The sequence below is a fragment of the Pseudoalteromonas sp. J2K-J599 genome, assembly GCF_059295115.2.
The window spans coordinates 1,140,310-1,153,143 of record NZ_CM200271.1; the positions used below are offsets into that span (position 1 = coordinate 1,140,310).

12 protein-coding genes are annotated in these 12,834 nt (G+C 37.9%); 8 read left to right on the top strand and 4 right to left on the bottom strand.

Annotated elements, in window-relative coordinates:
* Positions 1-184: 184 nt before the first annotated feature.
* Positions 185-1,657 carry a ketol-acid reductoisomerase gene (gene ilvC / locus AC5NT5_RS05180; RefSeq protein ID WP_494513477.1) on the bottom strand — a complete coding sequence of 491 codons (1,473 nt, stop codon included), beginning with the start codon at positions 1,655-1,657 and terminating at the stop codon, positions 185-187.
* A gap of 138 nt (positions 1,658-1,795) precedes the next feature.
* Here ilvC and ilvY point away from each other — a divergent pair, with 138 nt between their 5' ends.
* The 6 genes from ilvY (at position 1,796) to AC5NT5_RS05210 (ending at position 7,440) form a co-directional block, all read left to right on the top strand.
* Positions 1,796-2,701: an HTH-type transcriptional activator IlvY gene (gene ilvY / locus AC5NT5_RS05185; protein ID WP_494513478.1), complete on the top strand. Its 906-nt coding sequence runs from the start codon at positions 1,796-1,798 to the stop codon at positions 2,699-2,701.
* Positions 2,702-2,817: 116 nt separating this feature from the next.
* Positions 2,818-3,864 (top strand): GGDEF domain-containing protein, encoded by a 1,047-nt coding sequence (locus AC5NT5_RS05190; protein ID WP_024594946.1) that lies wholly within the window; start codon positions 2,818-2,820, stop codon positions 3,862-3,864.
* 401 nt (positions 3,865-4,265) lie between these two features.
* Positions 4,266-5,078 carry a MipA/OmpV family protein gene (locus AC5NT5_RS05195; protein WP_494513479.1) on the top strand — a complete coding sequence of 271 codons (813 nt, stop codon included), beginning with the start codon at positions 4,266-4,268 and terminating at the stop codon, positions 5,076-5,078.
* A gap of 1 nt (position 5,079) precedes the next feature.
* A complete protein-coding gene (locus tag AC5NT5_RS05200; protein ID WP_024594944.1) occupies positions 5,080-5,460 on the top strand; it encodes a DUF3019 domain-containing protein in 381 nt (126 codons plus the stop codon).
* Between the two features lie 14 nt (positions 5,461-5,474).
* A complete protein-coding gene (locus AC5NT5_RS05205) occupies positions 5,475-6,167 on the top strand; it encodes a response regulator (RefSeq protein WP_004335729.1) in 693 nt (230 codons plus the stop codon).
* A 25-nt stretch (positions 6,168-6,192) separates the two neighbouring features.
* Entirely contained in the window at positions 6,193-7,440 is a 1,248-nt protein-coding gene (locus AC5NT5_RS05210; RefSeq protein WP_004335732.1) for an ATP-binding protein, read from the top strand.
* A gap of 91 nt (positions 7,441-7,531) precedes the next feature.
* Here AC5NT5_RS05210 and AC5NT5_RS05215 read toward each other — a convergent pair whose 3' ends face one another.
* Together AC5NT5_RS05215 and AC5NT5_RS05220 are read right to left on the bottom strand one after the other, a co-directional pair.
* Positions 7,532-7,753 carry a DUF3820 family protein gene (locus AC5NT5_RS05215; RefSeq protein WP_024594942.1) on the bottom strand — a complete coding sequence of 74 codons (222 nt, stop codon included), beginning with the start codon at positions 7,751-7,753 and terminating at the stop codon, positions 7,532-7,534.
* A 350-nt stretch (positions 7,754-8,103) separates the two neighbouring features.
* Entirely contained in the window at positions 8,104-9,678 is a 1,575-nt protein-coding gene (locus tag AC5NT5_RS05220; RefSeq protein ID WP_004335737.1) for a cation:proton antiporter domain-containing protein, read from the bottom strand.
* A gap of 266 nt (positions 9,679-9,944) precedes the next feature.
* On the opposite strand from AC5NT5_RS05220, the gene AC5NT5_RS05225 reads away from it, so the two are divergent.
* Positions 9,945-10,688 (top strand): sporulation protein, encoded by a 744-nt coding sequence (locus tag AC5NT5_RS05225; RefSeq protein WP_004335740.1) that lies wholly within the window; start codon positions 9,945-9,947, stop codon positions 10,686-10,688.
* Positions 10,689-10,757: 69 nt separating this feature from the next.
* Complete coding sequence (locus tag AC5NT5_RS05230; protein WP_004335742.1) at positions 10,758-11,207, top strand: GNAT family N-acetyltransferase; 450 nt, start codon at positions 10,758-10,760, stop codon at positions 11,205-11,207.
* Positions 11,208-11,285: 78 nt separating this feature from the next.
* On the opposite strand, the gene AC5NT5_RS05235 is transcribed toward AC5NT5_RS05230, so the two are convergent.
* Entirely contained in the window at positions 11,286-12,641 is a 1,356-nt protein-coding gene (locus tag AC5NT5_RS05235; RefSeq protein ID WP_138488731.1) for a sodium-dependent transporter, read from the bottom strand.
* Positions 12,642-12,834 lie beyond the last annotated feature (193 nt).

Genomic DNA, 12,834 nt, shown 5'->3' on the forward strand with positions numbered 1-12,834 from the left:
TTAATTTTACAACTGAGTAGAGGACTATACTAGCACATTATTTATTTAGAGCTAGATATTGCCTACTGTGAAATGAATAGAAGGTAGCGTGTTATGGTTAAAGTTTTATGAATATGCATAAAAAAGCCCATAAGCAAAGCATATGGGCTTGGTTTCTAACAAGCGAAACATTTATCGTTTAGGGTTAAACAATCTTTTTCATTGCTGACATGTAGCCACGTAATTTAGCACCTACTTTTTCAACTGGGTGTTCACGAAGGGCGGCGTTAATTTGAATTAATGTTTGGTTATCAACTTGGTTACTGTGCTCGCCAAGGCCTTTACCAATGACATCTGTATCAATTTTTTTCATAAAACCTGCAAGTAATGGCAAACATGCATGGTTATATAGGTAACATCCATACTCTGCAGTGTCAGAAATTGTACGGTTCATTTCAAAAAGCTTTTTGCGTGCAATAGTATTAGCAATTAATGGCGTTTCATGTAAAGACTCGTAGTAAGCTGACTCTTCAATAATACCGGCTGCTGTCATGGTTTCAAAAGCAAGTTCAACACCTGCTTTTACCATTGCTACCATTAAAATACCGTTATCAAAAAATTCCTGTTCTGAGATTTCCACATCGCCAGCAGGGGTCTTTTCAAAGTTAGTCTCTGCTGTTTCAGCGCGCCATTTAAGTAAGTTTACGTCATCGTTATTCCAGTCTTCCATCATAGTGCGTGAGAAAGTGCCGTCGATGATGTCATCTTGATGCTTATTATAAAGCGGGCGCATAATTAGTTTTAGCTCTTCGCTTAGTTCGAACGCTTTTACTTTTGCAGGGTTTGAAAGGCGGTCAAGCATGTTTGTAACGCCGCCGTACTTAAGTGCTTCGGTAATTACTTCCCAGCCGTATTGAATTAGCTTTGATGCATAACCCGCATCAACGCCTTTTTCTATCATTTTATCAAAACATAAAATAGAGCCAGTTTGTAACATGCCACATAAAATGGTTTGCTCGCCCATTAGGTCTGACTTAACTTCAGCAATAAATGATGATTTAAGTACACCAGCACGGTGTCCGCCAGTCCCTGCTGCATACGCTTTAGCTTGTGCTAAACCATGACCTTGAGGGTCATTTTCTGGGTGAACAGCAATTAGAGTTGGTACACCAAAACCGCGTTTGTATTCTTCACGTACTTCAGAACCAGGACACTTAGGCGCAACCATGATTACAGTAATGTCTTCACGTACTTGCATGCCTTCTTCAACAATATTAAAGCCATGAGAGTAGGCAAGTGTAGAGCCTTTTTTCATAAGCGGCATAATTGCACTTACTACAGCAGTATGTTGCTTATCTGGTGTTAAATTAAGTACTACATCAGCTGTTGGGATTAGTTCTTCGTAAGTGCCAACAGTAAAGCCGTTTTCAGATGCGTTCAAAAATGATTGGCGACGCTCAGATATAGCTGATGCGCGTAATGTGTAAGAAACATCTAAACCAGAGTCACGTAAGTTTAAGCCTTGGTTTAAACCTTGTGCGCCACAGCCTACAATAACTAGTTTTTTACCTTTAAGTGCATCAACGCCATCGGCAAATTCGCCTGCGTCCATAAATTCACATTGCGCTAATTGCGCTAATTGCTCGCGTAAAGGTAAGGTATTGAAATAATTCGCCATTGTTAGTGTCCTATAAAGTCATGTTTGTTAGATGCGCAATGTTTACTGCGCTTACAAACACCATATGTAAAATCGTTGCTTGCGTAAAATGATATATTTGAATTAAAGTGTTTCATAATATGAAATACAGGGGGTTGGATGGAACATAAGCACTTAAACTACTTTTTAGCGTTGGCTAAAACACTTCACTTTGGGCGCGCAAGTGAGCTTTGCCACATAAGCGCACCCACTTTGAGCCGAAATATAAAACATTTGGAAGAAGAAGTTGGAGTAGCATTGTTTATCCGCGATAACCGAAGCGTTAAATTAACGCGTGAGGGGGAGTCCTTTATTGATTACGCAACGGCAACGCTTGCTAATTGGCAACGTTTTAAAACGAATGTAAAAGACCCACAACAGCATATTTACGGCAAAGTAAGTATTTATTGTTCTGTAACTGCATCTTATAGTTTTTTACATCAAATATTAGAACAACTTCGTGCGCAGCATCAGTACATAGAGATAACATTAAATACAGGCGACCCAGCACTTGCTATAAATCGTGTGCTTGATGGCCACGAATTAATGGCAATTGCAGCTAAGCCTAATAAATTACCGTCGCAAATTGCCTTTGTTGATATTGGGCACTCACCACTTTTATTAATTGGCCCAAAAATTCAATGCCCGATCACACAAAAACTAACGCAGAATGGTGATGACATTAATTGGTCTGATTTAGAATTTATTGTGCCAGAACAAGGTTTTTCTCGCCAAAGGTTAGAACACTGGTGGCGCAAAAATAATATTCACGGGAAAATTTACGCACAAGTTGCTGGGCACGAAGCGATGGTATCTATGGTGAGCTTAGGATTAGGTGTCGCAATGGTTCCTAAAATAGTGCTAGATAACAGCCCGCTGCAAGATAAAGTACAAATACTAACACCAAAAATGCAAGCTCCTGATGGGTTTGATATTGGCTTGGCTGTATTAAGGAAAGAGTTAAATGACCCTGCAATCAGTGCGTTGTGGAATATTGCGCAAACTTTAGAAGCAAAAGCAATTTAATATGCACACAGAGCAAGCAAATTAGTTAAATAGTATTAATATAGGTTGCGTATGAGTTTACTATTACTTAACATTGAGTGCTAATAATAAAAACAATGACGCTTGAGAGTTTATTTATGAACCACGCCGTATCACTTGCTCATTCTGCTCAATGCCTTAAAAAGGCAATTCCTTTGATGGTAAAATACCGCATGCCGGTTACGCCTATCAACTATGCAATTTGGTACTGTTACATTCAAGGGAGTAACCCTTCATTAAATGCTGAATTAGACCATGTTATTGCTGAGCAACAAACATGCTCACAAGACAAAGCAAAAGAAATTTTTGATAAGCATTTAACGCAAGACGATCTGGCTTTCTTTCAAGAAATGACTGAAAAGTTCCATACAACTATGGAGCAAGTCCAGCAAGATATAAGCACCACGCTTGAGCATTCCAAAAGCTTTACAACAAGTTTAGTTGATTCACAAAATGAATTAAATATGCTTGCTGATGTAAATTCTTATAATGAAATATTAGGTTGTGTAGAGCGCTTAACCGACGATTCTATTGCTATGCAGGATTATGCTAGAGAATTTCAAACTAAGTTAGCTGTTGCTTACAACGAAATAAAAGATTTAAAAGAAGCACTTAATATTTCAAAAGAAGCAGCTGATACCGACACGCTTACGGGGTTTTATAACCGAGGTAAGTTTGATTCAGATATCGTAAAATTTTGTTTTGAATACTCAGAGAAAGCACAGGAAGATTCTCTTGCCGTACTAATTATGTTTGATATTGACCACTTTAAACGTTTTAACGATGACTTTGGTCATCAAAAGGGTGACGAAGTGTTGAGGTTAGTTGCCAAAAAAGTGAGAGAAAATACAACTGAAACAGCAAATATATATAGATACGGTGGCGAAGAGTTTTGTATAACAGCTTATTTTGACACTATTAACGATATAATAGCGTTTGCCGATTGTATACGTTTAGCTATTGCGAAATTAGCGATTCGTAAAAAGCATGATATAACAGCTAAACGTGCTATTTCTGCAAGTTTTGGTTTAGCTATTTTACGTCCATTTACTAATAGCTCAGTTTTAGTTGAGCGTGCAGATAGAGCCTTATATATCGCAAAAACACATGGCCGAAACCGAATAGAAATAGCCCCTGATATTTAATAAGCATCAGAAGCTTGATTTATTACGGCTAAAGCCGCTATTAACTTTGGTAACCTAGTAGCTTGTAAGGTTAATAAAAAAAAGTTGTTAGAGTTGGCTTCCTGCAGATTTTATTTGAATTAAAGCATTTGCGAGGTTATCCCTCATTTCCAAAGTTTCTCAAAGCAGTGCCAGCTTAGCCAACGCACATAACTAATTTGAAGGGTTTGTCACTTCAAAAACACAAAAGTTAACATTTGTGTATACAAATTGTGAATAATTGTAACCAGCTAGAGCTAGTTTAAAAAGACCTTGCTAGTATGGGGAACTTACTTAATTTAATACTTTGATGTACGCTGATGCGGTATTCCTTCTCCTTATTAACTGCTCTATGTTTTAGCACTTTGTTTGCTTGCCTTTCGGTGCAAGCAACACAGGCAAGCAAGCATGCTGACGATTATACAGAGCAAGATATAACAACTGATCGCCTGCATTTGAGTTTAAGCGTTGGGGCTGGAGTTATAACCAACCCTTTGCATGGTGGAGATCATATTCCGCTTGTGCTTATTCCACAAATTGCGTTTTATGCAGAGCAATGGTTTTTTGATAATGGCCGCCTTGGCTATTCATTTTCACAATCCCCAAAGCATCACTTTAATCTAGTTAGTGAACTCAACTCTGAATCTCGCTTTTTTATAGACTGGCACCCTGAAAATGTATTTGCATTGCAAAGTAGTGCTCTTAATAATCAGTTTGTAATGCAAAATGAAGCCTCGTCCTCTCGCTACGCTGATATTGATAATTTGCATAAACGGCAAATTGCCTTGGATGCGGGTATTGCATATCACTATGTAAATGATGACCATGTTTTTTCAGTTCAGGCTCTGCATGATATAACCGATGTTTATCGAGGTGTACGCGGTGCATTGCAGTGGCAATATCATACTGTGCTAGGAAAGCTTAAAATAAAGCCAACACTTGGAATAAACTATAAATCTGCGGAACTAAATAGCTATTTTTATGGACTTAATGAGGGTGAAACTCAATTTGGCAAAATAGACGTTGGTAGTAGTTGGCAACCTTATGCTAAAATCGACGCCCGTTGGTCACTGAGTAAGGCTGACTCTCTTCGTTTTCATGTAGCATATTACGACTATTCGGCTATGGATGGCAGTCCGCTCTTTGAACGTACTTATTCAATGACTGCATTTATAGGATTCGATCGTACTTTTTAATATGAAGTATTCAATATTAGTTGTGTTTATTACCACTTTTTTTAGTGGTTTTAGCGTGGCACAAACCCCTGTTTTTAGTGTTTCTCCAAAAGTCTGCGTGGTTTCCGAACAGCAGGATTTTTGCGATCTTGATTTACAGTTTAAATGGCTATTAAACACCTATAGTGATGTCTGTTTGTATCAACAAGAACAACTACTTCAATGCTGGCAGCAGCAGCGTTCTGGGCAATTTAATTATAAAGCGCGTGTTCAGGTGGAGACCATATACTCCTTAATCAATCCTCATACGGGTGTGTTAATAGCAAAAACACAGGTTGAAGTACAAAGCGCCCATGCTAAAAAAAATAGGCGTAGGCTTCGCTCTCCGTGGAGCTTTTTTTAATTTAGGAGCAACTAATGCCAAAAATTTTACTTGTTGAAGATGATCTCGGTTTACAACAGCTAACAAAAGATTACCTTGAACATAATGGCCTTGAAGTCGAAGTGTTAGACCGCGGTGACGAAGTGTTTAATTACCTAGAAAACAATACACCCGATTTAATGATTCTAGACGTTATGCTGCCAGGTAAAGATGGCTTTAGCGTTTGCCGCCAAGTAAGAGATAAATTTACTCTACCAATTTTAATGTTGACTGCTAAAGGTGAAGACTTCGACCAAGTGCTTGGTTTAGAACTTGGTGCTGATGATTATGTAATAAAACCAGCAGAGCCACGTGTATTACTAGCGCGGATCAATGCATTACTACGACGTGGGCAACCAATAGTAAAATCTAGTGAAGAACTGCAGTTTGGTGATTTAGTCATCGATAAAACAAGCCGTATTGTAAAACTAAGTGATTCAGAGATTGTATTAACTTCGCACGAGTTTGAACTACTATGGCTATTAGCGTCAAATGCGGGTGAAGTACTAAGCAGAGAACATGTGCACCAACATATGATTGGCCGTCAATATGACGGACTTGATAGAACTGTGGATGTACGCGTATCACGAATTCGTAAAAAATTAGGCGATAATAGTGATAAGCCGTATCGTATAAAAACCGTATGGGGACAAGGCTATTTATTTGTTTCTGATGCATGGGATCTTTAGAACTATTTAAGGTTAATCGGCTGTAATGGGAAAACTGTTTACCAGCTTATACTTATATATCATTGTTTCATTATTTGTTGTAAGTGGTGTTATTGAGCAGCTGTGGCCCTATGAAGAGTCGCAGCAGCAGGTCTTCTTAGACGATGAGTTTGGGCAATCACTGTGGTTGCTTTCACAAACTCCAAATGGTCTTAAAAAACTAAAGCATAACTTTGAAAGTAAAGTGATTGAACGACGTGATTTAATACTTCCTCAAAAACAACAATCGCAGCTAAATCAAAACCACTACTTATATTTGTATGATAAGCAACAACGCATTGTTTGGTATGTAGATCTCGGTAATGACTCATTACTTCAAGTAGGACCGGTAGGCGTATTAACGCAGCAATCATCTTCTGTTTGGCCGTATTTATTACTACTTATTATTGTAGGCATACCAGTTGGGCTATGGAGCTTTTTACTCTGGCGTGACTTTGCAAAGCTACGTAAAGCGTGTGAAGCGGTAGAGGGTTTGCAAGACTTTCAACTAAATGACTCTTCTAAGTCTTTCTTTTTACCTATAACTGATACATTAAAGGTAATGCAGCAACGTATTGAGTTTTTACTTAGTGCGCAGCAAGAACTTACCTCATCGGTGTCGCATGAGTTTAGAACACCACTAGCACGTTTAAAGTTTGCAATAGTCATGCTACAAGAACAAATGCTTGACGAAAAAGGCGAAAAATACCTAACAAACATGCAAACAGATATTAGTGAGCTTGAGTCACTAGTTTCTGAAATGCTTGAATACGCGCGATTAGACTCTCAACAACCAAGTTTACAGCCAATAAACTGCGATTTAGCTGGGCTGGTAAAAACCACTGTTGAAAAGCTAAATTTTGAAGCTAGAACAACGCTCTCTATAAACCTCCCTGAGCATTTAAACTACTACTGTGATAGCCACTTTATGGCGCGAGTATTTCAAAATTTAATTGGCAATGCGCTCAAATACACTCATCAACAAGTCAAAATTTCATTGCTACAAGAGGCAACTCACATAGTATTGATTGTTGAAGATGATGGTGAAGGGATTGACCCCGTTGAGCGAGAAAACGTATTTAAGCCTTTTACTCGATTAGATAAAAGTAGAGGCAAGGACACTGGTGGCTTTGGTTTAGGGCTTGCTATAGTTGCTAAAATTGTGTCGTGGCACCAAGGAGAGTGTAAAGCAGAAAGCTCAAGCTTAGGTGGTGCTAAATTTATTGTATATTTACCTCTCAAATTTAAGACATAAAAAAAGCGCCTAAGGCGCTTTTTTTGCGGTTAAAAACCAAAATCAACAAGTAGCAATATAATAGACCGCAAGTATTTAAAAAAGTTCTCAATTATTTTTTATTTTTTTCAAGTAATGGCATTAACATTTGCTCAAGGCCATTTAGTTTAACCTCATACATCATCGCTAGTTGGCTACCAAGTTTCGAGTTAGGAAATCCCTGCTGTTTGAACCACACCAAATAAGGTTCTGGTAGTAGTAATAAAGGGCGCCCAGCATATTTCCCAAAAGGCATCGTTGTATTTACAGCTATTTTTAATTGTTTTGGATCCATAAGAGTTACTTAGGTTTTAAAGTCTGCATAAGTGTAAGGGATTTTAGAAATATAAAATAGGCTGTGACGGGCAAGAAACAGCCTATTTTGCGAGGGAGTAGGCCCTCTGATTTAATAATTTTTTGTTGATTAATATAAACCTAGTTGAACTTTAATTAGCTGGGATCTAATTAAGTTATTATTAGAACATGGGGTTTTATTTAACCAACATGGATAGTCTACCTGTTTTTTATGGTCGTGGTGAAATGGCTTGTAAAGGAATGTAAATAGAATTGCTTTTCATTTAAAAACTAATAACAAAGCCTTAATGATTTTAAGGCTTTGTTATTTATAGACGTTATAAAAAGTGATTATTCGTTAAATAGCTCTTGTTTAACGTGCTCTGCAAAACCACTACCTGCTTCTAAGTAAAAGTTATAAGTAGAATGAACACCCATTTCTTCTAGCTCTTTTTGTTGATCAGGGTAGTTTGCAATAGCTGTTACTTGGCCTTTATAACCTGAGGCTTGTAGTTGCTCTAGCGCAAAAATATTTTGCATATGCTTTGGCATTGCAAGCATGACCATTTCTACTTGCGAATGATTTACTCGTTGCCAAAAGTCAGGATCTGTTGCATCAGCAATTAATACGTTGCGGCCTCTGTTAACGTGCTTATCTACCACTTCAGGTTTTATATCTATGCCTGCAACAACATTTGGGTGAGTCGCGTTGATTGTTTCATAAGCACCAGTACCAATACGTCCCATACCAAAAATGACTATTTTAGTATCGTTTAGGTTAACAGGTAGCTCTTCAGCTAAACGAGTTTTGCTTTCAAACTTTAATAGCCAGTGCTCTATTTTTACGTATAGCTCGTTTGAGCGCTTATTTAACGGCGAGGCAATTACAAAGGTAATAGAAACAGCAATTGCCATTACGGCCAGCCACTCAGAAGTGATCATGCCTGTGCTAGCTGCTACTGCACATACAATTAACCCAAATTCACTGTAGTTAGATAAACTAAAGGCGGTAAGTAATGATGTACGTGCGCGTAGTTTGAATATATTTGTGAACACGTAATAAAGCGCTATTTTAATAGGTAAAACTAAAACAAGTATGATAGCAACGATTAATGAGCTAGTGGTTAGCTCTGCGCTCAAGCCAATACTTAAGAAAAAACCGACTAATAATATGTCTTTTAAATTAAGCAGAGATTTTGATAGTTCTCCTGCTTTTTTATGTGGTGCAAACATCATCCCAATTATGAGTGCGCCTAGGTCGCCTTTTAATCCTGCAAATTCAAATGCATGATAACCAGCAACTAAAGCAAAGAAAAAACCAAATAATGGTAATAGTTCACCATGTTTAGAGCGATTTAATACGCCATACATGACAGGTCGTAATAAAGGCAGAGCAATTATTAATGCAATTGCCCATACATTTGGAATTTTACCTGTACTAATCGCTAAAAAGATAACAGCAAAGATATCTTGCATGACTAGTATACCAATGGCTATTTTACCGTGAAGGCTTGCCATTTCTCCGCGTTCTTCAAGCACTTTTACTGCAAATACAGTACTTGAAAAACTAAGCGCAAACCCAACTAATAAAGCACTTTGCCAACTTAAATCAATAAACAGTGGAATAGCGAAAACACCAAGCAATAACATAAAGCCACTAAAAAGCGCGCTGCTAAAAATAATATGCAATGTTGCAGGCGCCCACACTTGGGGTTTAATTAAACTGTTTACCTTTAGCTTTAAACCAATACTAAAAAGAAGAAGGGTTACGCCAAGTGCTGCTATTGTATCGAGCAACTCTGTACTTTTATAACCCGATAAATTTAAAGCAAAACCTGCTAATAAAAATCCAATAAGAGGAGGCAGCTTTAACTGATAAACAGCAAAGCCACACACAAACGCGGCGGCAAAATAGATTAGTTCCATAATTCTTAATATCACTTCATTTGGGATTGCAGTGTAACGAAAAATTTATACCATTGAAAATAAAAATAGACCTAAAAATGAACGCGTCTAATCAAATACTTGCCTAGCTGTGTATAAAAAATGCGCATCAAACATATATTTAATCGTAAATAGCATGTAAATAACATTTTTTCACTGACATTGGCTTTTAAATATGGTTAAGATGCGATAACGAAGAAGTTTAAGCAAGAGCAAATAATAGAACCGCTCAGCTTAAGGAGAAATATATGTTTAAAAAGATTTTAGCGTCGGTAGGTATTGGTGCTGCAAAAGTAGATACTGTTTTAGAGACTGAACACCTACAACCTGGTCAGCTTTTTAATGCACAAATAGTCATTACCGCAGGTGATGTTAGCCAAGATATTGCAGGCTTAGATTTATTACTTATGACCCGTGTTAAAGTGGCAGGTGATGATGGCGATTATTTTACCAATCATGTGATTGACCAATGGCGAATTACAGATATAGGTACAATTGAGCCTGGCGAAGTTAAAAGTATCCCTTTTGAAGCACGTCTTCATTCTGAAACACCTATTACAGAAATTAATGCAGGTTACAATCAATCCCATGTGTGGCTTGAAACAGGTTTAGATATTGATTTAGCACTTGATCCGAGCGATAAAGACCATTTACATATTTACCCTAATGAAGCTGTTAAAACGTGCATGCAGGCGATGGAAAAGCTAGGTTTTAGCTTAATGAAGGCTGATGTAGAAAAAGGCCATTTGCGCGCTTCAACATTTCAATCGTTATCGGGCTGTTATCAGGAACTTGAATATAAGCCAAATAGCCGTAGTTTATTTGGCATTCAAGAGATCGAGTTGTCATTTGTACCAGAGGCACATAAAACACACGTGCTTATAGAGCTAGACAGGGCCTTTAGAGGCGATGGTTATGTAGATTTAACGATAGAGCATGACCACGTGAATTTATCGCAGTTGTGCGACCAACTAGAGCGCTTATTTGCTTAATATAAACTAACAAGTGAATAATTTTATTAAACCCGGCCTAGGCTGGGTTTATTGTTTATAGGATTTAAAATGCAATTTAAATGTGAGCAGTTTAATGCTTTAGATGCGCATACTCTTTTTACTATTATGCGAGGACGTGTAGACGTATTTGTTGTAGAGCAGGCGTGCCCTTACCCTGAACTTGATGATGTAGATATTGATTTAAATACACAGCATTTATATACACTAGACAATGGGCGGCTACACACTTATGCCCGATGCTATGAAAAAAATGAGCAATACAGCGCAATAGGACGCGTACTGGTAAGTAAAAGTGCGCGTGGCAAAGGCGACGCCACTGTACTTGTAAGTAAAGCTATAGAATGCTGTAAAGAGCGGTGGCCTGAACGAGATATTTATATTGGCGCACAAACCTACTTACTTGATTTTTACCGCTCCTTTGGCTTTGAAGATTACAAAAGTGAATATCTAGAAGACGGTATACCTCATCAAGATATGATTTTAAAACTCACTCAATAAATCCAATTTAAGCAGCTATAAAAAAGCCCACTAATGTGGGCTATTTTATTTAAAACTATTTTAAGGCTAAGGTATCATTTAGCTCAATAGTGAATGTAAAAACACCATGCCAATAGCAAGTGGACATACAAACTTAGTATACCAAGGCCATATTTTCCAAAACAATGTATTGTGAACTTCAGGGTTACCCTCTTGAATTGCTTTTAGTAATGAGCCTCTATACCAAATCCAGCCTACAAATATACAACACATAAGACCAAGTAAAGGCTGAGCTACTTTTGTAGTGAGAGTGATTACTAAGCCAAATAAGCTGCTAAGGTTACACACAATTGTAATACTGACGATAGCGATTAGCGCCCCAATTAACCACGTTGCTTGAACGCGTTTCATCCCAAAGCGCTCTACGGTGTATGATACTGGCGCCTCTAACATTGAAATAGATGATGTTAAAGCGGCAATACTCATTAACGCAAAAAATGAAAAACCCACAAATAAGCCAACTTCGCCCATTCCATCAAATAAAGCGGGGAGTACCTGAAACACTAATGTATCTTCAGAGAGTAGCTTACCGGTTGTGGCCGAGAATATTTCAACGCCTTGAGCTTGTGCTACGTACATAGCCGGAATAATCAGTAAACCTGCAACAAAGGCTATAAATACATCAATAAGGGTTACATAGGCACCTAAAGAAACGAGGTTTTCTTTTTTACTAATGTACGAGCCGTAAATAATCATTACGCTAGTGCCAAGCGATAGTGAGAAGAAAGCTTGCCCTAGTGCACTTACTAATAGTTTTGCGTCAAAAATAGATGAAAAGTCAGGAACTAAGTAGGCTTTTAAGCCTTCCATAGCACCATCTTGCGTCATCACATAAGCAATAAGTGCAAATAAAATGCCTAAAAGTGCAGGCATTAAACGCTTAGACCACTTCTCAATACCGTTTTCAACGCCTCTACTTATAATAGCGACTGTTAGTACGATAAAGATCATAGTGAATATAATATTTCGAGTAAGTGATTGCTCGCTTAACCATGTAGATGCTGTGTTGGCACCAACTAAAGTGGCTATGGGTTCAGCTGTGGCGCTGAGCATCCAACCGGCAACAATGGCGTAAAAGCTTAGTATAAAGCCAGCACATAAAATACCGCCAAAACCAACAGCAAAGGCAAAGTGTTTTTGCCATGGCTTATTAGATATTTTTTGAAGTGATGACACTGCGTTTGCTTGGCCATGACGTCCAATCATAAGTTCAGCCATTAAAGCAGGGTAGGCTAAAAAGAACGCAAGCACTAAATATGCGACTAAAAATGCAGCACCGCCATTACTTGCTGTTTGTGTAGGGAATCCCCAAATATTGCCCAAACCAACGGCAGAACCCGCGGCGGCCATAATAAAACCAAAGCGAGAGCTAAACTCGCCTCTAACTGCGCTCATATTATTGTACTTCTCTATTGTGTGACGGCGGTGACAATCTACTGGAAATGTAAAAAAATAAAAAGTGCTTATTTGCTGATCTAGCACAAATTAATAAGTAAAGTGTATGTTATGACCATCGATTTTAATTGTTGTTATTAAGTCGTTTAAAATAACGAGTTGATTTTGTTTAATAATTGTTAATTACAGTCTG

Coding starts and splice junctions, on each gene's coding strand:
- AC5NT5_RS05190 (WP_024594946.1), top strand. CDS start 2,818: ATGAACCACGCCGTATCACTTGCTCATTCTGCTCAATGCCTTAAAAAG.
- AC5NT5_RS05200 (WP_024594944.1), top strand. CDS start 5,080: ATGAAGTATTCAATATTAGTTGTGTTTATTACCACTTTTTTTAGTGGT.
- AC5NT5_RS05205 (WP_004335729.1), top strand. CDS start 5,475: ATGCCAAAAATTTTACTTGTTGAAGATGATCTCGGTTTACAACAGCTA.
- AC5NT5_RS05210 (WP_004335732.1), top strand. CDS start 6,193: ATGGGAAAACTGTTTACCAGCTTATACTTATATATCATTGTTTCATTA.
- ilvC (WP_494513477.1), bottom strand. CDS start 1,657: ATGGCGAATTATTTCAATACCTTACCTTTACGCGAGCAATTAGCGCAA.
- AC5NT5_RS05220 (WP_004335737.1), bottom strand. CDS start 9,678: ATGGAACTAATCTATTTTGCCGCCGCGTTTGTGTGTGGCTTTGCTGTT.
- AC5NT5_RS05225 (WP_004335740.1), top strand. CDS start 9,945: ATGTTTAAAAAGATTTTAGCGTCGGTAGGTATTGGTGCTGCAAAAGTA.
- ilvY (WP_494513478.1), top strand. CDS start 1,796: ATGGAACATAAGCACTTAAACTACTTTTTAGCGTTGGCTAAAACACTT.
- AC5NT5_RS05235 (WP_138488731.1), bottom strand. CDS start 12,641: ATGAGCGCAGTTAGAGGCGAGTTTAGCTCTCGCTTTGGTTTTATTATG.
- AC5NT5_RS05230 (WP_004335742.1), top strand. CDS start 10,758: ATGCAATTTAAATGTGAGCAGTTTAATGCTTTAGATGCGCATACTCTT.
- AC5NT5_RS05215 (WP_024594942.1), bottom strand. CDS start 7,753: ATGGATCCAAAACAATTAAAAATAGCTGTAAATACAACGATGCCTTTT.